Raw genomic sequence first — 23697 nt, forward strand, 5'->3', positions numbered from 1 at the left:
ATGCCCGATATCCTCCTGACCCACGGCTACTTCCTCGGCGAAGACGAGAAGGAGCAGCAGATCATGAAGCCCTACCCGCCGCTCGGGCTGCTCTACATCTCGGCCTACTTGCGGCGGGCGGGGTACGAGGCCGAAATCTACGACAGCACCTGGGGCAGCAAGCCCGAGCTTTTCGCCCGGCTGGCGCGCGAGCCGGGCGGCACGCTGGGGATCTACACCAACCTGATAACCCGGGCGAACGTGCTGGCGATCGTCGCCGAGGCCAGGCGTCACGGCTGGACGGTCGTTCTCGGCGGGCCGGAGAGCGCCAACTACCCCGAGCAGTATCTGGCTCACGGCGCCGACGTCGTGGTCGTCGGCGAGGGTGAGGAGACCCTGGCCGAGCTGCTTCCGGCGCTCGCGAGCAAGGGGCCGCACCGCCTGCACGGCGTGGCCGGCACGATGTTCCGCGACGAGAGCGGGGCCATGGTCAGCAATCCCCCGCGGCCGCAGATCGCCGATCTCGACAGCCTGCCGTGGCCCGACCGCGCGGCGATCGACCTGCCCAGGTACGTCGACACCTGGCGCACCCACCACGGCAGCGGCAGCGTCAACCTGATCACCGCGCGCGGCTGCCCCTACAAGTGCAACTGGTGCTCGCACGCGGTGTTCGGCTATTCCTATCGCCGCCGCAGCTTCCTCGATTGCGCCGCCGAGCTGGAGCACATCAACGAAGTCTATCGCCCCGACCAGGTGTGGTACTCGGACGACGTCTTCACCATCAATCACCGCTGGCTCTACAACTACGCCGGCGAGCTCAAGCGCCGCGGGTTGCGCCTGCCGTTCGAGACCATCTCGCGCGCCGACCGGATGATGAAGGAGGAGGTGCTCGAGACGCTCGCCGAGATGGGCTGCTACCGCATCTGGATCGGCGCCGAGAGCGGCAGCCAGCGGATTCTCGACGGCATGCAGCGCGCGGTGACCGTCGAGCAGGTCGAATGGGCGACCAAGGCCGCCCAGCGCCACGGCATCGAAGTCGGCATGTTCCTGATGTGGGGCTACGACGGCGAGGAGCTCGAGGACATCGAGGCCACCGTCGAGCAGGTGAAGAAATGGAACCCCGACGTGTTCCTGACCACGGTCGCCTACCCGATCATGAACACCCCGTACTTCGGCAAGGTCGCCGACAAAGCGGTGCTGACCAAGGAATGGAGCGCGGCGACCGACCGCGATTTCGTCATCAAGGGCCGCCACTCACGCAATTACTACAAGCATGCCGACACCTGGCTGCGCAGCGAGGTGGCGGCCTTCCGGCTCGAGCAGGACAACCCCGCCGAAGCGCTCGCACGCCGAACCGAGGCGCTGCGCGCGCGCGATTCCCTTCTCGCCGCCGCGCACGAGGTCGAAGCGTGACCGCCGCCCCCACCCTCGCCGCGCTTGGCCGACCCTCGCCGTTCGACGCCATGGCGTCCGAATACGACCGCTCGTTCGGCGCGGGCGCGGTCGGCCGGAGGATGCGCGCGGCCACCTGGCGCCGGCTCGACGCGGCATTCCGCCCGGGCGAGCGCGTGCTCGAGCTCAATTGCGGCACCGGCGACGACGCGGTCCACCTGGCCGAACGCGGCGTGCGCGTGCTCGCCACCGACAGCTCGCCGCCGATGGTCGAGGCGACCCGCGCGAAAGTGGCGCGCGCCGGGCTCGACGCTCTGGTCGAGGCCGCTCCGCTGGCGATCGAGCAGCTGGCGCACACGGCGGCCGGGCGCTTCGACGGCGCGCTGTCGAACTTCGGCGGGCTGAATTGCGTGAGCGACTTGCCCGCCGTCGCGCGCGCACTCGCCGCGCTGCTGCGGCCTGGCGCGCGGGCGCTGCTGTGCGTGATGGGTCCGGCCGTCCCGTGGGAGTGGGGCTGGTACCTCGCTCACGGCGAACCGGGCAAGGCGGCGCGGCGGCTGCGCCGGGGAGGCGCGCCGTGGCGCGGGCTGACGATCCGCTATCCCTCGATCGGCGAGACACGGCGCGCGTTCGCGCCGCACTTCGCGCAGCGCCGCGTCGCGGCGATCGGCGCTCTGCTGCCGCCCACCTACGCGGAAGCCTGGGCCGCGCGTCACCCGCGGATGCTGGCGGCGCTCGACCGCTGCGAGCGCCGGCTCGAGACCGTGCCGCCGCTGCCGTGGCTGGCCGATCACTACCTGCTCGAGCTGGAGCGCCGCGCGTGATCGTGTTCATCAACCCCCGCGCCACGCGGCCCAAGAACCGCCGCTTTCCGCTCTCGCTGATGGCTGTCGGCGCCGCGCTGCCCGCAGGCACCGAATGGGAGATCGTCGACGGCAACCTGCCCGATCTCGACGTGCCGGCCACCGTTACCCGGATCGTGCAGGAGCGGGCCGGCGGAGCCGATCCGGTCGAGCTGATCGCGGTGACCGTGATGCCAGGCCCGCAGGTGGTCAGCGGGGTCGCGGTGTCGAAGGCGCTCAAGGCGGCGCATCCGCAGATCCCGATCGTCTGGGGCGGGAACTTCGGCAGCCTCTATCCCGCGCCGGTCCTCGACGCGCCCTATGTCGACTGGCTCGTGCGCGGACAGGGCGAGCAGACTTTCCTCGACTTGCTCGAGGTCCTCGCCGGCCGGCTCGATCCCCACGCGGTCGCCGGGCTGGCGTTCCGCGAGGCCGACGGCTCGCACTGGATCGGCCCCGAACGCACCTGGGTCGGCCCGGCCGAGCTGCCCGACCCGCCCTATCACAAGGTACCGGTCGCCGAGTACCTCCACCCGACCTTCCTCGGTCGCCGCTCGGGCGTCTACCAGGCCTCGATCGGCTGCCCTTACGCGTGCAACTTCTGCGGCGTGATCTCGGTGTTCGGGCGCAAGGAGAAAGTCCAGCCGCCCGAGCGCACCGCACGGCATCTTGCCTGGCTCAAGCGGCACCACGGGATGGATTCGGTGCACTTCTACGACAACAACTTCTTCCTCAACGAAGCGCACGCGCGCGAGGTGGCGGCGGCGTTCGCCCCGCTCGGCCTCGCCTGGTGGTGCGAGGCGCGGATCGACGCGCTGTGCCGCTTTTCCGACGATACCTGGCGGCGCCTGCGCGAAGCCGGGCTGAAGATGGTCTTCTGCGGCGCCGAATCCGGCTCCGACGAGGTCCTCGCCAAGATGAGCAAGGGCATCACCACGGCGCAGATCGAGGAAGTCGCCGCGCGCACCCGCCAGCACGGGATCATCCCCGAGTTCTCGTTCGTGTTCGGCGATCCCGACGAGCCGGAGCGCGAGATCGACAATACGCTGCGCTTCATCCGCAAGCTCAAGGGCATCAACCCGCGGCTCGAGATCATCAGCTACTTTTACACCCCCACGCCGCAGCGCGCGGGCACTTACGGCGACGTCGACGCGATGTCGGGCACGCCGGGCGATCTCGAGGAATGGACGCGGCCCGAATGGGTCAACTGGATGACCCACGAGGACCCCCACGTGCCGTGGCTCGCCCGCGAGGTGAAGGCGCGGGTCGACGATTTCGAGCTGGTGCTGAAGAGCCGCTTTCCTTCCGCGCACGACCGCCTGACGCGGCCCTGGGGCAAGCTCGCCGGGCAGCTCCTCGCGCTGCGCCGCTGGCGGAGCGGGCATTACGCCGATCCGGAGCTGCTCCGACGGGTGCGCACGCTCGCGCGGCGCCTTCCCGACGACCGCCAGGCCTACGGCCACTTGCGGCAGGCGGGGGCGGCATGACGGTCGCCGCTGCCCGGGAGGCCTATCCCCGCTGGGCCGCGACCTACGAGCACGAGAACGCCGTCACCACGCTCGAATGCGAGCTGGTCGAGCGGCTCTCGCGCTCGCCGCGAGGGTTGCGCCTGCTCGACGTCGGCTGCGGCACCGGGCGCCGGCTCGTCGGCAGCGGCGCGGCGAGCGCGACCGGCGTCGAGGCGTGCCCCGAGATGCTCGCGGCGGGCCGCCAGGCGCACAGTTTCGGCCCGGAAGTCCGCCTGCTCGAAGGGGACGCGCGGGCCTTGCCGGTCCCCGCCGGCGCGTTCGAGCTGGTCTGGTGCCGCCTGATGATCGGGCACTTGCCCGAATGCGAAGCCGCCTACCGCGAGCTCGGCCGGGCCGCGGCCGCCGGCGGGCAGGTCGTGGTGACCGATTTCCATCCCGACGCCTACGCCGCCGGGCTCCGCCGCACCTTTCGCGACGGCGAGGAGGTGCTCGAGATCGAGCACTACGTGCACACCGCCGAAACCCAGATCGCCGCCGCCGAAAAGGCCGGACTGGTGCTGAGCGCCGCCGCCGAGGGCGTCGTCGGGCCGCAAGTGCGCGGGTTCTACAGCGCGGCCGGAAAGGCTGCGATGTACGAGCAGCAGCGCGGCCGTCCGCTAGTGCTGGGGCTCGCCTTCAGGCGCGATGCCTGACCGCCGGATCCTCCTCGCGGCGGACAACCTCGCGGTCGGGATCGAGGGTGGAGCACTGGTCGAGCCGGCCGGCGCGTTCGACCTCGAGCTGCGCTTTCCCGGCTGCGCGATCAGGCCGGGGCTGATCAACGCCCACGACCACCTTCACCGCAACCACTACGGCCGCCTCGGCACGCCGCCCTATCCCAGCGCCTATGCCTGGGGGAGCGACGTCGAGCGGCGCTACCGCGATCGCATCGCTGCGGGGCGGCGGATCCCGCGGCGCGAGGCCCTTCTGGCGGGCGCGTGGAAGAACCTCTTCGCGGGCGTCACGACGGTGGTCCACCACGATCCCTGGGAGGCGGATTTCGAACGCGAGTTCCCGCTTCGCGTCGCGCCGGTCCCGAGCGCCGACTCGCTCGGAATGACGCCCGAACTCGAGCGGGGAGAGCCGGGCGGACTGCTCGCCCTGCACGTCGCCGAAGGGGTGGACCCCGTCGCCGCCGGGGAAGTCCGCGAGCTCGAGGCGCGCGGCCTGCTCGATGCGAACCTGCTGGCGATCCACTGCGTGGGCGTCGATGCCGATGCGGCGGCGCGATTCCGCCGCTCCGGGGCGGCATTCTGCTGGTGCCCGTCGTCAAACCTCTTCCTGTTCGGCCAGACCGCGCCGCCGGCGATGTTCGCCGAAGACATCGATCTGCTGCTCGGCAGCGATTCGCATTTGACCAGCGACGGCGACTTGCTCGACGAATTGCGCCTCGCCCGCGCGACGGGGCTGGCTCGCGACCGCCGGCTCGAACAGGCGATCGGCGAAACCGCGGCCCGGCGGCTCGGATTGCCCGTGGCGCGGCTCGCTCCCGGCGAGCCCGCCGATGTCGTCGTTCTTGCCGCTCCGTTGCTCGAGGCTTCGGCGGCAGACGTGGTCCTGGTCCTCGCCGGCGGCACGCCGCGAGTGGCACGGCCGGATCTTGCACCTATGCTGGAGCAGCTCGGATATTGCGGCCGCCTGGCGACGGTTCGCGGCATCGAACGGTGGACCAGCGGCGCGGCCATTTGAACTCATGCGGGCCCCGGCAGGACCAACCGACGAGGATGACAAGGTCCACGCCAGGGAGGGCACAGGTTTGTTGATCGCTATCGCCACAAGGCATCTTTCAGTCACGGCCGCGGCCCTCGCCCTGCTCGCCGGCAGCCCGGCGTTTGCGCAGGACGCTTCTGCGGACAAGACCGACGCCGGCGAACTCGCGCCGGACGACAGCGCGAACGACGGCGCGAACGACAACTCCGGCGACTTCGTCGAGGATTCCGCCGGCGGCGGGCTCGACCTGTTTTCGGCCGACACCCTGACCGTCCTGCTCGACGCCCGGCTGGTGGTGGCCGATGGACACAGGAGCTTCGCCGATGGCGGCCTCGGCAAGACTCGTTTCGACGGCAACTCCCAGGGAGATTTCAGGCTCCAGGCGGTGCCGGTCGAAGCGGACCTGATCTGGCAACCGCGCTTCACCGACACGTTCGTCGGCAATGTCTCGGTCGCCTGGCAGAAGGACCAGGAAAACGACGCCGATCTCCTCGAAGCCTACCTCACCTTCAATCCGCGCCGCTCGGGCAATGTCGATTACTCACTGAAGGGCGGGCTCTATTGGCCGGAGATCTCGCTCGAGCACGCGACGGGCGGCGCCTGGAGCACGATCTATACGATCACCCCTTCGGCCATCAATGCGTGGGTCGGCGAGGAAGTGAAAGTCGTCGGCGCCGAAGCCACGCTCCACGCAAGCCTGGGGGAGCAGGACCTGTCGTTCACCGCCGGGGTGTTCGGCTTCAACAATACCTCGGGCACATTGCTGTCGTTCCGCGGCTGGGCGCTGCACGACATCAAGGCGACGGCCTTCGGCCACTTCAAGCTCCCGCCGCTCAACTCGTTCATCACCAACGCGCAGGAGCACCGCACCCGCTCGCTGCTCGAGATCGACGATCGCCCGGGGTTCTACGGCCGGGCGGAGTGGCGCCCATCCTCCAGCCTGGTGCTCAATGCGTTCTACTACGACAATCGCGGCGATCCCGAGGCCTTCAGCAACGTCCTGCAATGGGGCTGGCGCACGCGCTTCCTCAACCTCGGGCTCGCCGCGGAACTGGGTCCGGGCACCCGACTGATCGCCCAGGCGATGCAAGGCACCACCAAAATGGGTTTCAAGACCAATGACGTCGTCTGGGTGCACACGCGCTTCCGCTCCGCTTTCGTGCTGATCACGCACACGATCGGCGCGGGCGCGCTGACCGGCCGGGTCGAGGCTTTCGATACCCGGGAGCGCGGCAGCCAGATGGTCCACGCCGATGAAAGCGAAGACGGCTGGGCGATGACCGCCGCCGTGCGCTGGCCGCTGGCAAACATGCTCAACGTGTTCGTCGAGGCGCTGCACGTCGAGAGCACGCGCGGCACGCGAACGACGTATTTCGCCATTCCGGCCGAAGAGCGCCAGAACGTGCTTCAGGCCGCCCTGCGATTCCGCTGGTGATCGGCGGAACAGCGAAGGTTCCGCGCTGGCGGCGGCTACGCCTGCATTCGCCGGCGGGACGGTTGTTGCGGCGCTTCCTTGCCTCCCGGAACAGGGCACTGATGGAGCTCGGTCCGGCCTCGGCGCGCGATCTTGCGCGAATTTCGGAGACGCGCGAGACGACCCCCCTGCTGCTCACCGACGCACGCGCGCTGTTTCTGCTCGCCTGCGTGCGCGCGGCGCGCCCGCTTGGCGCCGCCATGGCCGAGGCAGGCGTCCTCTGGGGCGGAAGCGCGCGGCTCATCTGCCAGGAGAAAGGCGACTGCGCGCTGCACCTGTACGACGTCTTCGAGACGCTCCAATCCGGCGGATTGGACGATGACGGGCGCACCGTTCGGGACCACTTCGACCGGTTCCATTCGACGCTTGCCGCTGTCGAGCGACTCCTGGCGCCCTACGAGGGGGTGCGTTTCCATACCGGGCTGTTCCCGCAGTCGGCTATCGCCAGCGGCACGGAACGGTTCGCTTTCGTCCATCTCGACCTTGACCTGGCCGCCGGCACGCGCGCCGCGCTCGAATTCTTCTGGCCGCGCCTGGTCCCGGGCGGGATCCTTCTCGGAGACGACTACGACCTCGCCGAAGTCCGCACCGCATTCGACGAACACTGCGCCTCGCATGGCGTCAGCGCCGTCGGGCTTCCCTGGCAGCAGGTGATGCTCGTCAAGACGTAGCGACGGGAAGCGTGCCACGCATCAGCGAATGATAGATGCAGTAGAAGGCCAGTTTGCCGGCCTTCTTGAGCACGGTGCGGCCCTTCTGGCCCGGCTGCAGCCGGACATCGAAGCTTCCGTCCTTCGCCGTCGCGCTATGCTGCACGGTGTCCGTGTTGATCCACACGATCGTGTCACCGACCTTCGCGGTGGTGGGCACTTTGGCATAGACCATGTTGCCCATTTCGACGGTGTAGGTCTTTCCGCCGCTCGTCCCTTCGCCGAAGGCCTCGCCCGCGATCGAAAGAAGCGCGCCCACGGCGGCGAGGGAGACGAGGATTCTGGTGCCTTTACGCATCACTAAACTCCAGTTGCATCGATGGAATGGGGCCGCGGCCACGTCGGGGCGCTCGCCGATGGACTCGCGGCGGCATGCTGCAATCGGCCATCTTCGAGTGCGAGCAGACGGTCGCAGATCGCCAGGGTCTCGCGGCGGTGCGAGATCAGGATGACCGTCGGCCTCCCGGCCAGGCAACGGATCGCCTCGATGACCTGGCGTTCGGATGCGGCGTCCAGCGACGATGTCGCCTCGTCGAGCAAAAAAAGCGAACCGCCGCGCAGCACGCCGCGCGCCAGCGCGATCCGCTGGCGCTCGCCCGCCGAAAGGTTGCCGCCTCCGTCCGCCAGATCCATGTCGAGCCCGGCGCCGTGTCGGGCGAGCAATTCGCCACCGCCGACCTGCCGCATCGCCCGCTCGGCCTGCTCGTCGGTCTTGCCGGGAGCGAACCAGAGCAGGTTGTCGCGCAGCGAGCCGGCGAAAAGCGCGCTCTCTTGCCCAAGATAGACGATCCCACGGCGCCGGCCTGGCGACACGGCCGTCCCGCCGATCCTCACCACTCCGCGCGACGGCGCAATCAGGCCCGCGACGATATCGAGGATCGTCGTTTTTCCGGCGCCGGACGGGCCGCAAAGACCGATGAGTTCTCCGGGGTCGACGGCGAACGAGACATCATGCAGGCACCCGGATCCCAGGGGACCGAGGTTCCGTTCGAGATGGACGCCCGCCAATTCGACCCGCCCGTCCCCTACGCGCGGGCCGGTGGGCTCGGCGGCGAGTCCTTCCAGGCCGGGCTCGCCCAGGGTCCGCCCGAGCTTCCTGGCCAGGTCGAACTGCGGAACGCTGACGGCGACTTGCTGGAGGCTCTGCTGGATCGAAAGGGCGGGCACGGCGAGCCGCGACAGGATGATCACGAAGGCGACCAGCTCGGCCGGCTTGACCTCCATAAGCGACAGCCCCGTGGCCACCGCCAGCACGGCGACGATGGCAGCCGTTGCCATGAGGCCGTTCCTCGACCGGCTGAGCAATTGCACGAAGGCCACGCGCTGCCGAACCGCGGCGCTCGACGAGCTGTCGTAGCGCTCGAGGAACGACCTCTCCAGCCCGTGAGCTTTCGCCAGCTTGATCGAATCGAGGAACCTCATCGCGGTTTCGTTCATGGCGATTTCCTCATCGAGCAGCTTCTTGCCCGAGAGGCCCGAGCGACGGAGGTAGATCGCGCTCGCCAGGCCGAACGCGCCCATGAAGCTCACGGTGAACAGCGCGAAGCCGGGAGCCAGCCAGAACGCGAACCCGGTCATGGCGACGAGGAAGATCGAGGACACGAACAACCCGAGGCAATGATGCACGGCGCCGGCCAGCTGGGCCATTTCCGAGCCGAGCATTTGCAGCAGGGCCCCGCGGTCGCGCCGGATGAGATCGACCCAGCGCGCCGCGGCGAGTTGCCCAAGCAGGTCCATCTTGGTGTGCTGGACGAACCCATGCTGCAACCGGGCGAGCAAGGTGTCGCGGACCGTCAGGGTGACGCCGCGCGCGGCGATCAGGCCACAGAAGAGCGCCAGTCCTAGCGCCATCCGGGCGGGGGGCGCGATACCGGCCAGCAGGTGTTGTCCCGCCCGTGCAAGCGATGGAAAGGCCGCGGAATCGGCGGCGGGGCTCAGCAGTGTCTGCATGAGCTGCACCAGCAGGAGGATGCCGGCGCCTTCGAACACGGCACCGGCCACGATGACGGCAAAGGCAGCGGCGAGACGCCGCGGGCCCGCGAAGCGCGCGATGTCGGTGACAAGGTCGGTCAACGGACCAGCCAGCGACCGGCGAACGTCGGCGAGCCATGTTCGCACGGGGCGAGCGACCGCGACGTCCGTTCCTCCGAGCGTCTGCGTGGCGCTTCGAACCAACCGTACCTCCTGCGATCCGTTGGTTCCGGATCGCGGCGGATCGGTTCACGTCACGGCAGTTCGCGACGGGCTGCTATCCTCCCGGCGAACCGCAGAAGCCGTCGAGGAAGGCCTGGTGCTGCGGCAGCCTGGCGACGGCGGAGTCGATGTTGCTCTTCATGCTGGCCAGCGCGTCACGAAGCTGTTCCGGCGGCATCAGACCGCCGATCGCGTGATGGCTGCGCGGCAAGAGCCGTTGGCCGAGCATGACCTGCACCCAGGAGTCGGTGCGGAACAGCTCGTCGGCCGCCTGGTAAGCGTAGGCGCCGTCGCGGAACAGCGCGACGCGCTGGGCGAGCGTACCCGGAATCTCCATCGCCCTGCATTCGCGCCAGAAGGGATCCTCGTCGCGCTCGGTCAGGTGGTAGTGAAGGATGATGAAGTCGCGAATACCGTCGAGCTCGCGCTGCGAGACCTCGTTGTAGCGCGTGGCGAGCGCCTCGTTCACGCCGCCGAAGGGGAACAGCTGCATCAGCCGCGTGACGGCGATCATGATCAGGTGGATGCTGGTCGACTCGAGCGGTTCGATGAACCCGCTCGCCAGGCCCATGGCGACGCAGTTCTTGTTCCACGCCTTGCGCCGGCTGCCCGCGCGAAAGCGGATCAGGCGCGGCTCGGTGAGCATCTCGCCTTCGACGCGCTCGGCCAGCATCGCATGGGCCTCGTCGTCGGAAATATGACGGCTGCAGAAGACCAGTCCATTGCCGACGCGCCGTTGCAACGGGATCTGCCACTGCCAGCCGGCCTTGTGAGCGATCGCGCGGGTGTAGGGCCGCGCGGGTCCGGTCGCCTCGGTCTGCACGGCGATCGCGCTGTCGGTCGGCAGCCAATGCGCCCAGTCGTCGTAGCCCGTCTCGAGCGCGCCCTCGATCAGCAGCGCACGGAAACCCGTGCAGTCGATGAACAGGTCGCCGGCGACCGCTTCGCCGGATTCGAGCACCAGTGCTTCGATGAACCCGGTTTCGGGTGCCAGGCGGACCTCGGCGATCTTGCCTTCGACCCGCTTGACCCCCAGTGGCTCGGCGAACCGGCGCAAGTATTGCCCGTAAGCCGTCGCATCGAGGTGATAGGCGTAATTGAGGCGGGAATCCTTGCCGCCGAGGAACTTGCCCGCCTCCGCTGCGCGAAGTTCGAAGCAATATTCGCCGAAGTCCTTGGCGAGGCCCTGCTCATGGGCCTGCAGCCACAGGTGATGGAACTCGGCCATCCACGTCGACTGTCCGGTCACCCCGAAGGCGTGGAAATAGCGGTCGCCGACGCGCGCCCAGTCCTCGAACGAGATGCCGAGCTTGAAGCTCGCCTGCGTGGCGCAGACGAAGTCGCGCTCGTCGACGCCGAGCAGCTCGTGAAACCGCCGCGCGGTGGGTATCGTCGATTCGCCGACGCCGACGGTGCCGATGGCATCGGATTCGACCAGCGTGATCTCGAGCAGCGGGCCGAGCTGCCTGGCGAGCGCCGCGGCGACGGTCCACCCGGCCGTGCCGCCGCCGGCGATCACCACGCGCTTGACTGCCTGCCCGTCCACTTTCGCCATCCTTCCGGCCTACCGGTTCAATCGGTTGAGCAATTGCGCGCGCAGCTTGCGCGCCGTCATCTCGTCCATCGGCGCGAGAGCGCCCTGCGCGTGCGCGGGCAGATGCGCCGCGGCAAGTCCGGACGGGCCGAAGACGTAATAGTCGAACAGCGCGCGCCAGGCCTGCTTCTCGCTCTCCGGCCGGTCGCGCAGGCTGAGCAAGGCGTGGAGCAACGAAGTCTGCGGGGTGTCGATCCACGCCGGCACCGGGTTCCACCAGTAGTTGATCATCGCGTTGAAGCCGTCGAGCGCCTCGACCTGGTGCCACCACAGCGCGGGGTAGAACAGCACGTCGCCGGGCTCGAGCTCGGCCACTTGCGCCGCCGCCATCGCCTCGCGGAAGCGCGGGTAGCGTTCGTGGTCGGGATCGCGGAAATCGACCATCGTCACCACTTGCCCCGCCGGCGTCGGCTCGAGCGGGCCGGGATAGAGGTTCGCGGCCTGCTCGGGCGGGAACAGGGTGAACCGGCGCCGCCCGACCATGCAGCAGGCGAGGTTGTTGGACATGTCGTGATGCGCCGCCGCGACGGTGCGGTTGCCGATCCAGATGCTCGCCAGCGGCGCCTGGGCCGAAAACGCCGGGTGATCGAGCAGCAGGTCGTTTTCGCCGCGCAGCCCCGGCAGGTAGATGTCGAGATCGGTCGATCCGGCGTAAAACGACGGCGGCGCGGGGTCGTCGAGGTGCGCCAGGATCGTGTCGAGGAACCGCGCGAGCGGCATCCGCTCGGCGGTGAAGTTCATTCCCGTCAGGTCGGCGTCGTAGTGGAACCGCCCGCCGATCTCGGGCGGGCCGATGAAGGCAGTGACCGGGCGGTCGGCGGCAAAGCGCTTGAGGTAATCGCCGGCCGCCGCCGGACCCTCACGCCCGTGGGCGACCAGCGGCCAGTCCCCGGCGAGCGCTTCCATCACGACCGGTTCCTGCGCGTCGATCAGTTCATCGAAAGGTATCGCGTCCGGCGCGATCCCCGACACCCGACGTACGGGAGGCGCCGCGAGGCTCACGCCGCCGCCTCGGCGATCCTGCGGCCCTTGAGGTCCGCCAGCCGCTGGACGTTGCCGAGCGATGCGGCGGCGAAGAAGGCCGCCTGCAGGAAGCCGCCCTCGTGCAGCGCGGCGAGTTCGTTGGCCGACAAGGCGGCAAGCCGCTCGCGGTCGATGATGAAGACCCCGGCCACGGCGTGAACCTCGTTCTCGCCGACGCGGGCTTCGAGGTTGACTTGCCGAAGCAGTCCGGCGGCCTCGAAAGCCGCGACCATCGGTTCGAGCAGGTGGTGGCCCACGTAAATGGCCCGCAAGACGGCGCTGACTTGCTCGAGATAGGGCGTATTGCCGCCTTGCGGCAGGAAGACCGGCGTCCCTTCGGTGCGGGAGACGCGAGGGTGATCGAGATCCACGCGGATCATCGGCTCGCTCTCGGGGGTGTCCGGAGCCGCGATGCTGAAGGGGCCGCGCCGGAAAAGAGCCGGGACGTAGCGCGCTTGCCATCCCTCATTGCCATCGAGGAACAGGTTTTCGTCGCGCGACAGTCCCAGCAGGGCAACCGGCCGCAACGCCCCTTCGCCGTCGCGGCGGAAGAGGATCGGATATTCGCGCTGCAGTTCCTCGAACTCGGTCGGAAAGGCCAGCACCTGGTTCGTCGCCTCGCCGAATTCGGCGCCATGACGCGTGATCACGCGAAGATCGTGATGATCGACGTTGTTGAGCAAGGCGATGGTCATCGGCTTCGGCTGCGCGCCGCTCTCCCCTTGAGCTGCCCGGGTATGCGGCAAGCCGCGCCGTCGCTCAATGGGCGGAAAAAGGCCGCTGGGTCACAGCGGCCTTTTCCCCCATGAACTCTGACGTCGGCGCCCGAGTCAGAACTTGAAGCGCGCTCCCGCGAACACCTGCGGATGCAACTCTTGCGCGAACCACAGCTGGTTCGGGTCGCGGCCGTACGAACGGATCGGCTCGCCGAGGATGTTGATGGCCTCGAGCGAAACCGAGATGTTCTCGGTCACGTCATAGCTGATGTGGGCATCAAGCGTTCCGAACGGCGCCATGAACACCGGGCTGCGCCCGCCGCCACGGTTGAGCCCGGAGAGGAACTTGTCGCGCCAGTTGTAGGCCACGCGGAAGGACAGGCCGCCGTTCTCGTAGATGCCCGTGATGTTGGCGCTGTCGGCCAGTCCTTGCAGTGCGAAAACGTTGTCGGTCGGGTTCGACAGGATGTCGACGTTCACGTCGCCGTACACCTTGGTGAACGATCCCGAGACGCCGAAGCCGGTGTTGCCGAAGAAGTACTGCCCCTGCAACTCGAAGCCGTGGATGTTGCCTTCGCGGTTGTTGATCGGGGTCGAGACCTGGAACTGGAACAGCGGATCGGTATCGTTGGCAATCACGTCGCGGGCCGCCAGTACCGTGTCCACGAACGCCTGATCGAGTTGACCGTTCGGCCCCAGGTGCGCCTGGAACTCGGTCCTCGCCGCGGCAACGTCGCCGTTGTGCGCGTCGATCAGCGCCGTCATCGTGAACAGGCTGACGTCGCTCATTACCGCGCCGATCGCGTTGATCTGCGTCACCGCCGCCCCCGACCGGGTGCCCGGGGCGCCGGAGGTCGGATCGCGCAGCCCGAACAGCTCCTGATCGACCTGGCCGATGCCGACGAAGTTCTTCACCTTCTTGTAGAAGAAGCCGCCCGAGATGTAGCTCGTCGGCGCGAAGTACCATTCGAGCGAGATGTCGAAGTTGTCCGACACCAGGGGCTTCAAGTTCGGGTTGCCCTGCGTTCCGCCGGTCACGCCGCCGAGGTAAGTCGGACGGTTCGGTGCGCCGGCGGATTGCGAAGCGAACAGATTGCCGTAGTCGGCCCGGGCGAGTGTCTTGCTGTACGAAACGCGCGCGACGACGTTGTCGGCGGGCTCGATCCGGAAATCGAACGAGGGCAAGAGATTGTTGTACTCGCCGGTACGGGTGATCTCGGCAGTGTTCGAGCCGATCACGCGGGTGAAGTCGTTGTCCGAATCCCATTCGATACGATCGGGTTGCGCCACGATCGAGTAGGCATTCACCTTGGTGTTTTCATAGCGAACGCCCGCGACGAAGCTCGCCGGGACGTCCATCAGCGTGCCCTTCCAGGTCAGCTGCGCGTAGGCGGCCCAGATCTTCTCGCCGACACGATCGAAGTCGTTGCCGCTGATGTTGACCGGGTTTCCGCGTTGTTCGTAGTAAGGCCGGAAGGCGTTGTAGAGATCGACTGCGTTGCCGCGGAAGGCGATGTCCGCATCGGTCACCGAATAGTGATCGAACTGGCAGCCCAGGCAGAACTGATGGATCAGGTCGCCGGCGACCGCCTTCACGTCGCCCACGTTGTTGATGCCCCAGTCGCCGAGCGTCTGTTGCGTCTGGACGCGGGCGCTGGTCATGCGCGAATCGATGTAGCTGGTGCCGACGTCGAAGCGGGTGCCGCCCCCGAAGTCCCAGCCGAGATTGGCGCTCAACTGGTCGAGACGATGGCGCTGGCTCGAGGCGTTGGTGCGCTGCACCTGCGTTCCGAGGTCGCCGATGTCGAGCACACCGTTGTTGTTGCCGCGATCGTCGGCCGTGCCGCGGATGCCGTCGGTGCCGAGGCCGCTGTCGTTCAGCGTCCACATCTGGTGCGGGACCGGTCCCGAGTAATCTACCGAGTGGGCATCCACCACCGGCGCGCCGAAGCTGACGAGCGTCGAACTCGCACCGTTCTTGGCATCCGGCGTCGAGTTCGAGACGGAGTGATTGCCGTCGAGCGTCAGGGTCAGGTTCGAGGCTACTTCCCACGCCGCGTTCAGGCCGTAGGACTCGAGCCTGGTCTTCGTCGCGCGATATTGCTGCTCGAAACCGATATCCTTGGTGCCGTAGCCCGAGCCTTCGTCGATGTAGATGGCCGTCGGCACGGCATCGCTGGTGTCGAAGGTGATGTGGTCGAACGGACGGTTGAACCAGTTGGTCTGGTCGGTGCGCGCCTCGTTGATCCTGTTCTGGGCGAACAGCGCATCGGCGGTGAAAGTCAGCGTATCGCTCGGACGGAATTCCACCGTTGCCGAGCCGTTGATCCGTTCACGCTCCGATTGCGAATAGTGGTAGCGGCTGTCGTTGGGCACGGCGACCAGCGTGCTGGGATCGGACGGTGCACCTGTTACCACCGTGGAGGGTCCGCGGCCGGGGAAGGACGAGTAGGGAGCGATGTTCCAATCGTTCGACGTCGCGCTGGCGGCGGCGCTGTTGCGCTTCTGGTAGGCACCGAACAGCGACACGCCGAAGGTGTTGTCGACATCGGTCCAGGTGATGACGCCCGAGAGGTCGGGATCGACGTGGAACTTGGGATTGCTCGTATCGTAAAGCGCCCGGGCGCCGAGACTGCCACGGAGACCGTCACCGGCGACGTCGAGCGGACGCTGGGTGACGATGTTGATCGTCGCGCCGATGCCGCCCGAAGGAACCCCGGCGCGGCCGGTCTTGTAGACCTCGAGCCGGCTGACGCCTTCGGAAGCGAGATTGTCGAAATCGAACGAGCGGCTGGTCGCCCGGCTGAAGTCGACCGACTGATCGCCGCCCGGCGAGTTGACGAACGAGCTGGCGATCTGCCTCCCGTTGACGGTCACCAGGTTGAACTGCGGACCGAAGCCGCGAACGGTGACTTGCGAGCCCTCACCGTTCACCCGGTCGATCGACACGCCGGGAACGCGCTGGAGCGATTCGGCCAGGTTGGTGTCGGGGAACTTGCCGATGTCTTCGGCGGACACGGCGTCGACGACGCCGCTCGAATCGCGCTTGATGTCCATCGAGCGCTCGAGGCTGGCGCGGAAGCCGGTGACCACGATGGCGTTTTCAGCATCGGCTGCCTGGGCGTCGGCCGCAGGAGCAGCGTCTTGTGCCATGGCCGGCTGCGCGAAAACCGCGCTTGCAAGAACCGATGCGCTTGCCGCCAAGGTGGCTCGAAGCAGTCGCCTTCCAGCGCCGCTGTCAGATACAGTCCGGGTTCCCAGATCGCGCATATTCATCCTCCCCACCAGCGACGTTTTCGTCGCTTGTTGTCATTGCTCTCGACCTCGAGCCGGTCGCTCGTTCCGGCCCGGCTCGTTATGGTAGCGCTACCATTTTTGAGGTAGCGCTAACATCGGCGCAATGGCTACCATAGAATGAAAGCCTGTCAATATGTAATTTAATTGCAAAAAATCGCTCCGATTGGACCACTTGGGCATCCATTGGGCGCGGTAGCGTTACCAACTCTGCCAAAGCCGGTGGCTGCCGGTGATTCGCGACCGCGCCGCGCGGTCAGGATCGTTCGCCTCCAACGTCCCGCGCGAGGGCCGCAGTCGGGCCGAGCAACCACCGCAGCGGACCCCCGGTGAACAGGTCGCCAAGCTCGGCCGGTCGACCCGGCCCACGCGCCCTTGGCGGCGCCGTCAGTCTAATCGCAACTCGACTCCGATCGGCGGAGCTGTGTCTTGCTGGCGCGAAGCTCAGACCATGAGGCTCTGCCTTCGAGCCCGCTCCGGTGCCGGATGACCGGCAGAAGGCTGCGAGGTGACGAGCGCCGAGCGCTCCGTAATCTTACCAATTCTATTGTCCCCCATGCGCGCCTTCATTGCACGGGCAGCTTCACTGCGAGTCCAGCTGCTTCACAATGATTTCCAAGGAGACACCCGATGAGCGAGCAGACATCTCTCCCTGCCGGGACCGGCTCCGATCGGGGAGTGCCCGCCGTCTTCGCCCGCCTGCACGACCAGATCGACAGGCCGTTTGACGACAAGCTGAAGTTGAAGAAGGCCGCGAAGGCCGCAAACCGCGTCAAGAAAATCGCGATCGGCTGATTGCTGCTCCGAGCGGAGGCGGCGGCGAAGTTGCGTCGTCGCCGCCGTCATCGGTCCCTCTATGCTTAGGAAACCCGTCGTGGTCACCGTCCCCAGGACCAAACCAAATCGGATCGATCCACAGGTGCCCCCTGGCATCGTGCCGCCAAAGCACGAGCCGTTCGTGTCCCCTCCTCCGGAATCCGAACCTCCACTCCCGGACATCGACGAGCCCGACCGCTGCCCGCCGGAGACGCCGCCACCCAAAGACATGGGGCCCTGGTAACCGGTTGCCGCGGCAATGGATTTCGAGATCGACTACGTCCGCGACAAGCTCGCGTTCATGGAGGCCGAGGCCATCTGGCCGAACGGCTTGCGGTACTTGTGGACCGACGCGTTCGGGGTGGTCCTCTACCTGTCGCTCTATCGCGAACTGGGTGAACGCACGTGGCTCGACAAGGCCGAACAGCTGGTCGCCAACGTGGAGCGGGTGCTCGGCCGCGAGCGCGGCTTGCGCATCGGCGAGGCGCCCGATCGCGACGGACAATACTTCCATTACCTGGCCATGTGGATGTTCGCGCTCGCGCGGCTCGGCGACGAGTTGCCGGAGTACCGCCAGCGCGGGATCGCGCTCGTGCGCGAAGTCCATTCGGCGTTCGTCATCCCCGGGCGCGGAGTCGCCTGGAAAATGCGCGAGGACCTCTCCGGACCTTATCCCGGTTACGGCCTCGGGGCGATGGACGCATTCGACGGTTACGTCTCGTACAAGCTGCTGGATGCGCGCGCGCTCGCACCCGAGATCGCCGAGATGCGCCAGCTGATTGACGGGCAATACCGCTCGCTCGAGATCGACCAGGACCTCGGGCTCGGCATGATGCTGTGGCTCGCCCACTTCTTCCCCGACGAGCCATGGGCGCGGGTACAGACTCAGCGTTCGCTCGCGGCACTCGAAGAGCTGTGGACGGATCCGCCCGGCTATTTCGCGCGCGCAAGCTATGCCCGAGGGGTCCGCATCGCGTTTGCCAACTACGGCGTCTCGGTCGGCCTGCAGGCCGCGCGCGCCATGCCCGAGCGAATTTGCCGGCTGAACGCCTATTTCGACAAGTATCGCTCGGGCGACGAATACGACCGTGAAGCGATCACGCATGTGATGGCCTGCAGCTCGCACTTCCCGGGGCGGTTGCTGAACTCGAACTAAGTCCTCGACCCGCGAAGGGGCTCGTCTCCGTCGCGGATCACCTTCCCGGGCCGCCCGCCGTTCCGTCGGTTTTCCGATACGGTGCCGACGCCGCGCTCAAGACGATGAACTGACCGCGGCGAAAGGCACCGTCGGGTCGGTGCTCGCCCGGTATATTTCGTCGATGGCCGTCGCCAATGACTCGTCAAATTGCTGCTCGCTCATGTTCGCTCGAAGGTCCGACATGAGCGCTCGGCTGAAACTGGCAATCATGCCGGGATTCTTCGCCAGTTCAGCGCATGCCTCGGACCGGCTGTAGCCCCCCGAAAGGCCCGCGACGCGCGCAACGCGGGCGTGCCGCATCAGCTCAAGACAGGCGTTGGGTTCGACGGGGATCGACAACTTCAGAACGATTTGGCGCCCTTCGGGCAATCCGGAGAGTCCCTTGAGCAGCTCGCTTCGCAGGATAGCTTCTCCTTCGGCTCGGTCGGGGGCGTAAATGTCATATTCCGGCTCGAGAATCGGCAGCAGGTCGGCGTCGAGAACGGCCTTCCCTATCTCGAATTGTTGCCTGACGATGGCGGCGATTCCCTTCGGATCGGCACCCTTGATCAGGGATCGTGCTTTCGTGCCGAGCATCCCCAGCTCTCGTGCCTGCGCCAACTTGCGAGGCAGATCGGGAATCGGTTTCATCAACTGGACGCGGTCGGCTTCGGCCTCCAAGCCCTGGTCGATCTTGACGAACGGCACGATGCCCTTGTCGTGCAGAAGTTGCGGAACCGGCTTGCCCCCCGCCACCCCCTTCATCGTGCGCTCGAACAGGATCGCAGCCAGCACCTTCTGGCCGTCAAACGCCGGCGAGAGGAGGATCCGACAGCGCATCCGGTGGATGAGATCGAACATCTCTTCCTCGCCGGTCCAGGCATCGGGCGACAGGCCATAGCGGATCAGCGTCTTGGGCGTTGAGCCCCCCGATTGATCGATTGCCGCGATGATGCCCTTCGCGCGGCGGATGCGATCCATCATTTGCTCGCGGTTCACCAGCGCGCTCCTCTTCCAGTGCGATATCGACCGAGCGACCTAGGTCCCGACGGAACGCGCCGAAACCTCCGCTTCCATCGCGTCGTGCAGGCGCTCGATATCCGCTGCTGCGGCGAGGTCGGTGCCCGGCCTGAGGACGGCCGCCGCACCGGCGGCGATACCGAAACGGAACGCCTTGTCCACGTCCCCTCCCGCGGCGAAGGCATGGACCATCGCCGCGAGAAAGCTATCGCCTGCGCCGACCGCGCTGGCAGTCGGCACCTGCAACGCGGGCAGGCGCTGGATTCCAGCCTTGGTGGCCAGCAGCGCGCCGTCCCGGCCCATCGTGACGGCGACATTTTCGGCTTCGCCTCTGCTCACGATGGCGGCGGCGGCGGAGGCGATCGCCTCATCCGTGGCCAGGCTTTGCCCGGTGACCGCGCGGAGTTCGCCGAGGCTAGGCTTCACAAGGAAGACGCCGGCACCCGCGAGGCCCTGGGCGAGCGCCGGGCCCGAGCTGTCGAGCACGAAGCGGATTCCGCGCTTGTTCGCCATCGCAGCGACGCGCGCGAAGAAATCGTCCGGCACGCCCTTGGGCAACGAGCCGCTCGCGACAAGGTAGTCGCATCGCGCCTGTCCCACCGCGTCGAGGCATGCCTGCCATTCGGTTTCGCTGACCGTCGGTCCCTCGGCGAGGAAACGATACTCCTTGCCGCTCTCCCGCTCGTGCACCGCCGTGCTGATGCGGGTTTCGCCAGCGATCGGGATCCTCGTCCGGAGGAGCTGATGCAAATCGAGCAGGCCGTCGAGCGCCACGCCCATGGGACCGCCGGAGAGATAGTAGCAGCGGGCATTCCCGCCGAGCCGCACGAACACCCGGGCAACGTTGATGCCGCCGCCACCGGGCGCATGCAGCTCATTGCGGCCGCGCATCTTGTGGGTGTGGACGACCCGGTCGACCTCGAGCGCGACGTCGACTGTCGGGTTCATCGTAAGGGTGGCAATTTCCATCATGCGATTGCTGGCACGCCTTCGCCTTCTTCGGCCTCGGCGACTGTCCTCAGCGTCTTCACGAAGCTGTCCGGGTTGAGCGAGATGGAATCGATCCCGCACTCGACCAGGAAACGCGCGAATTCAGGATAATTGCTTGGTGCCTGGCCACATATGCCCACTTTCGCGCCGGCCGCATGGGCCCGCGGAATGAGGTCGGCGATCATCGCCTTCACTGCCGGGTCGCGCTCGTCGAACAGCGAGGCAAGCATCGCGGAGTCCCGATCGACGCCCAGCACCAGCTGGGTGAGGTCGTTCGATCCGATCGAGAAGCCGTCGAAGCGCCGGGCGAAATCTTCCGCTCGCAGGACATTGGCTGGGATTTCGCACATCACATAGACTTCGAGGCCGTTTTCGCCGCGGACCAGGCCGTTGGTGGCCATTTCTGCGAGCACCTTGTCGGCCTCCTCGGGCGTGCGACAGAAAGGAACCATCACCGTTACGTTGGTGAAGCCCATTTCCTCTCGCACCCGCTTGAGCGCCCGGCATTCGAGCGCGAAGCCCTCGCGGTATTGCTCGCTGTAGTAGCGCGAGGCACCGCGAAAGCCGAGCATCGGGTTCTCTTCTTGTGGCTCGAAGTCGGCTCCGCCGAGCAGCCGGGCATACTCGTTGGTCTTGAAATCGCTCAGGCGAACGATCGCGGGATGCGGGTGGCACGCCGCGGCAATCCGCCCGATGCCGAGCGCCAAGCGATCGACGAAGTATTCCGTTGGCTCGGCATAACCGCGGACGAGCCGCTCGATTGCGCGGCGCGCGCGGCCATCCTTGACCAACTCCGGATGCACCAGCGCCATCGGATGGACCCGCAGCCAGTTGCTGATGATGAACTCCATCCTCGCAAGGCCGACCCCCTTCGCCGGTAGCTGCCACCAGGCGAATGCCGTGTCGGGATCGGCCAGATTGATCATCAACGCGGTGCGCGTTTCAGGCAGATCGGAAACATCGATCTCTTCTGACCCGAAGAGCAGCTTGCCGCTGTAAACATGGCCGTCGTCGCCTTCGGCGCAGGACAGCGTGATGGTGCTTCCGTCCGCGAGAACCTCGGTGGCATTCCCGGTGCCGACAACCGCCGGCACCCCCAGCTCGCGGCTGACGATCGCGGCATGGCTGGTCGGGCCGCCGTGGTCGGTGACGATCCCCGCGGCGCGGCGCATCGCCGGGACCCAATCCGGGTCGGTCATCTCGGTAACCAGGATGGCCCCATCTGCAAAGTGTTCGACATCGGCCGGGTCGCGGATCAGGCAGACCGGAGCCGCCGCAATTCCCTGGCCCACGGCCGCACCCGACACCACCGGCTCGGCGCCGCCCGTCTCGATATGCCAGCTCTTCAGCGTTCCGACTTTGCGGACCGACTGGACGGTCTCCGGCCGCGCCTGGACGATGAACAGCTCCCCGGTCTCGCCGTCCTTGGCCCATTCCATGTCCATAGGCCGGCCATAATGGCGCTCGATGGCCACCGCCCAGCGGGCGAGGCAGAGCACGTCGTCGTCACCGATCACGAAGGCCGTGCGCTCGGACTGGGTCGTGGCAATTTGCTTGGTGCGCGCGCTGCCGCCGGTCGCATAGATCAGCTTGTGCGCCTTGCCGCCGCATTTCCTGCCGATCACGGGCCGCGAGCCTTTGCGCTCGAGCAGCGGCTTGAACACCGTGTAGCGGTCGGGATCGACCTCGCCCTGCACGACCAGTTCGCCCAGACCCCATGCGGCGCTGATGACAACCACGCCGGGAAAGCCGGTTTCCGGATCGAGCGAGAACATGACGCCCGAGCCGGCCTTGTCGGAGCGGACCATCCGCTGCACGCCGACCGATAGCGCCACGGCCAGATGATCGAAGTCCTTCGCCTCGCGGTACGAGATCGCGCGGTCGGTAAACAATGACGCATAGCAGGCGCGGCAGGCCTCCAGCAGCGCGGCTTCGCCGGCAACGTTGAGGAAAGTTTCCTGCTGTCCGGCGAAGCTCGCATCGGGCAGGTCCTCCGCCGTCGCGCTCGACCTCACCGCCACCGCCACATCGGCCTGGCCGGCCTCCTCGCAAAGCGCGCGGTAGGCTTCGCGGATGGATGCCGCGACCGCATAGGGCAGCGGCGCGTGGCGGATCGCCGCGCGGATTTGCCCGCCGACTGCGTGCAGCGCCAGCGTCCCGTCGCGCAAGGCCGCAAGGCGGTCCCTCAGCATGTCGGTCAGCCCGGCCGCCTCGATGGTGGCGCGATAGGCATCGGCCGTCACCGCGAAGCCATCGGGGACCCGCACGCCTTCGCCGCCGAGCGCGGTGAGCATTTCCCCCAGCGAAGCGTTCTTTCCTCCGACGGTGCCGACGTCATCGATCCCGACCTCGCGAAATGGCACGATCCAGCGCGGCTCGACCGCCACTGCGGGGGCCCTTGCTTGCGGGGGTAGCGGCATGCCGTTCGGGACTGTCCTGCTGCTCATCCAGTGTGCCTGCGGCAGGGGCTCACACCGTGCCATCCGCAATGTTACCAACGGCTCGTTCGCAGAGGTTCGCACAGAACTGGTCCGGCGGGCCGTCACCATCCGGGATATTGCGGATTCGGTTCTTCGCGGGGTCGGCGCATGCACGGATCCCCACAAGCAGCCGGAGTCCGTTCCATGTCACGCGTTCTCGTCGTCGACTATTCGCGCACCGGTAACACCCATCTCGTCGCAAAGGCTCTGGCACGCGAGCTTGGCGCAGACCTCGAGCGGGTGCTGTCAGTCTAATCGCAACTTGTCTCCGATTGACAGAGCTCTCCCCTTCCCCGGCATGCCTCAGGCCATGAGGCTCTGCCACTCGGCCAGGGCGGCCGAGCGGCGGGTCTTGTAGGTCTCTCTGTCGACGAGGTGGCGTTCGAGGTTGAAGTGGTTGTGGACGTTGGCGTGGAGCGAGGCGAACTTCTGCAGGCTCTTCATCTGCCGGAACCGCAGCATCGCCCGCTCTCGTCGTCGGAACGGCAGGTGACTGTTCTCCACCCGGTTGTTGGCCCAGCGGCCGATCTCCTGCTTGTCGGCATTGCCAAGCTCGCTCATCGCTGCCTTGTACGAGCGCAGCCCGTCGGTGGTAATCGTCTCGGGTGAGCCATGGCGCTTGAGCGCCTTCTTCATGAAGGTGAGCGCAGCAGCCTTGTCCCTCGTCTTGGTGACGTAGCTCTCGAGCACCTCGCCTTCCTGGTCCACCGCTCGCCACAGGTAATGCATCTCGCCGTTGATCTTCACGTAGACCTCGTCGAGGTGCCACTTCCACTGCC

General features: G+C 67.1%; 20 protein-coding genes. 10 read left to right on the forward strand and 10 right to left on the reverse strand.

The features are described from left to right. The 7 genes from G7B69_RS14240 (at position 1) to G7B69_RS14270 (ending at position 7576) form a co-directional block, all read left to right on the forward strand. Entirely contained in the window at positions 1–1392 is a 1392-nt protein-coding gene (locus G7B69_RS14240; protein WP_166180440.1) for a B12-binding domain-containing radical SAM protein, read from the forward strand. After that, complete coding sequence (locus tag G7B69_RS14245; protein WP_166180442.1) at positions 1389–2195, forward strand: class I SAM-dependent methyltransferase; 807 nt, start codon at positions 1389–1391, stop codon at positions 2193–2195. The genes G7B69_RS14240 and G7B69_RS14245 overlap by 4 nt, the downstream gene beginning before the upstream one ends. Further along, positions 2192–3700: a B12-binding domain-containing radical SAM protein gene (locus tag G7B69_RS14250; protein ID WP_166180444.1), complete on the forward strand. Its 1509-nt coding sequence runs from the start codon at positions 2192–2194 to the stop codon at positions 3698–3700. The genes G7B69_RS14245 and G7B69_RS14250 overlap by 4 nt, the downstream gene beginning before the upstream one ends. Continuing rightward, positions 3697–4374: a class I SAM-dependent methyltransferase gene (locus tag G7B69_RS14255; protein WP_166180447.1), complete on the forward strand. Its 678-nt coding sequence runs from the start codon at positions 3697–3699 to the stop codon at positions 4372–4374. Before G7B69_RS14250 ends, G7B69_RS14255 begins: the two co-directional genes overlap by 4 nt. Next, entirely contained in the window at positions 4367–5410 is a 1044-nt protein-coding gene (locus tag G7B69_RS14260; RefSeq protein WP_166180449.1) for an amidohydrolase family protein, read from the forward strand. Before G7B69_RS14255 ends, G7B69_RS14260 begins: the two co-directional genes overlap by 8 nt. 4 nt (positions 5411–5414) lie before the next feature. Continuing rightward, a complete protein-coding gene (locus G7B69_RS14265; RefSeq protein ID WP_166180451.1) occupies positions 5415–6866 on the forward strand; it encodes a hypothetical protein in 1452 nt (483 codons plus the stop codon). 101 nt (positions 6867–6967) lie between these two features. Continuing rightward, complete coding sequence (locus tag G7B69_RS14270; protein ID WP_166180453.1) at positions 6968–7576, forward strand: TylF/MycF/NovP-related O-methyltransferase; 609 nt, start codon at positions 6968–6970, stop codon at positions 7574–7576. Here G7B69_RS14270 and G7B69_RS14275 read toward each other — a convergent pair. From G7B69_RS14275 to G7B69_RS14300, 6 genes are all read right to left on the reverse strand, one after another. After that, the gene (locus G7B69_RS14275) at positions 7566–7913 is read right to left on the reverse strand and encodes a cupredoxin domain-containing protein (protein WP_166180455.1); all 348 of its coding nucleotides are present in this window, start codon (positions 7911–7913) and stop codon (positions 7566–7568) included. The two genes, G7B69_RS14270 and G7B69_RS14275, sit on opposite strands and share 11 nt — an antisense overlap. Positions 7914–7915: 2 nt before the next feature. Then, positions 7916–9790 carry an ATP-binding cassette domain-containing protein gene (locus G7B69_RS14280; RefSeq protein ID WP_166180457.1) on the reverse strand — a complete coding sequence of 625 codons (1875 nt, stop codon included), beginning with the start codon at positions 9788–9790 and terminating at the stop codon, positions 7916–7918. A 73-nt stretch (positions 9791–9863) separates the two neighbouring features. Continuing rightward, the gene (locus tag G7B69_RS14285) at positions 9864–11363 is read right to left on the reverse strand and encodes a tryptophan halogenase family protein (protein ID WP_207786034.1); all 1500 of its coding nucleotides are present in this window, start codon (positions 11361–11363) and stop codon (positions 9864–9866) included. Between the two features lie 9 nt (positions 11364–11372). Then, complete coding sequence (locus G7B69_RS14290) at positions 11373–12374, reverse strand: cupin-like domain-containing protein (RefSeq protein WP_279323172.1); 1002 nt, start codon at positions 12372–12374, stop codon at positions 11373–11375. A 26-nt stretch (positions 12375–12400) separates the two neighbouring features. Continuing rightward, positions 12401–13171 carry a SapC family protein gene (locus tag G7B69_RS14295; protein WP_341479197.1) on the reverse strand — a complete coding sequence of 257 codons (771 nt, stop codon included), beginning with the start codon at positions 13169–13171 and terminating at the stop codon, positions 12401–12403. Positions 13172–13255: 84 nt separating this feature from the next. Beyond that, entirely contained in the window at positions 13256–16294 is a 3039-nt protein-coding gene (locus G7B69_RS14300) for a TonB-dependent receptor (protein ID WP_243415195.1), read from the reverse strand. Between the two features lie 771 nt (positions 16295–17065). Between G7B69_RS14300 and G7B69_RS14305 the strand changes: the two genes are divergently transcribed. Together G7B69_RS14305 and G7B69_RS14310 are read left to right on the forward strand one after the other, a co-directional pair. After that, positions 17066–17230 carry a hypothetical protein gene (locus G7B69_RS14305; protein ID WP_166180465.1) on the forward strand — a complete coding sequence of 55 codons (165 nt, stop codon included), beginning with the start codon at positions 17066–17068 and terminating at the stop codon, positions 17228–17230. A gap of 280 nt (positions 17231–17510) precedes the next feature. Further along, complete coding sequence (locus tag G7B69_RS14310; RefSeq protein WP_166180467.1) at positions 17511–18407, forward strand: hypothetical protein; 897 nt, start codon at positions 17511–17513, stop codon at positions 18405–18407. A 96-nt stretch (positions 18408–18503) separates the two neighbouring features. Here the strand turns inward: G7B69_RS14310 and G7B69_RS14315 are convergent, their stop codons facing one another. The 3 genes from G7B69_RS14315 to ppsA are packed head-to-tail and all read right to left on the reverse strand — an operon-like array spanning position 18504 to position 22885. Beyond that, the gene (locus G7B69_RS14315) at positions 18504–19412 is read right to left on the reverse strand and encodes a fructose bisphosphate aldolase (protein ID WP_166180469.1); all 909 of its coding nucleotides are present in this window, start codon (positions 19410–19412) and stop codon (positions 18504–18506) included. Positions 19413–19466: 54 nt separating this feature from the next. Next, positions 19467–20420: a 1-phosphofructokinase family hexose kinase gene (locus G7B69_RS14320; protein WP_166180471.1), complete on the reverse strand. Its 954-nt coding sequence runs from the start codon at positions 20418–20420 to the stop codon at positions 19467–19469. Continuing rightward, positions 20417–22885, reverse strand: coding sequence for a phosphoenolpyruvate synthase (gene ppsA / locus G7B69_RS14325; protein ID WP_243415196.1), 2469 nt, complete (start codon positions 22883–22885; stop codon positions 20417–20419). The genes G7B69_RS14320 and ppsA overlap by 4 nt, the downstream gene beginning before the upstream one ends. A gap of 177 nt (positions 22886–23062) precedes the next feature. On the opposite strand from ppsA, the gene G7B69_RS16955 reads away from it, so the two are divergent. Then, positions 23063–23173 (forward strand): flavodoxin family protein, encoded by a 111-nt coding sequence (locus G7B69_RS16955; RefSeq protein WP_166180473.1) that lies wholly within the window; start codon positions 23063–23065, stop codon positions 23171–23173. A gap of 48 nt (positions 23174–23221) precedes the next feature. Here the strand turns inward: G7B69_RS16955 and G7B69_RS14335 are convergent. Then, on the reverse strand, positions 23222–23697 hold a 476-nt coding region (locus G7B69_RS14335; RefSeq protein ID WP_166180475.1), incomplete at its 5' end, for an IS6 family transposase.

Source organism: Croceibacterium segetis, from assembly GCF_011320115.1.
Lineage (GTDB): Bacteria > Pseudomonadota > Alphaproteobacteria > Sphingomonadales > Sphingomonadaceae > Croceibacterium_B > Croceibacterium_B segetis.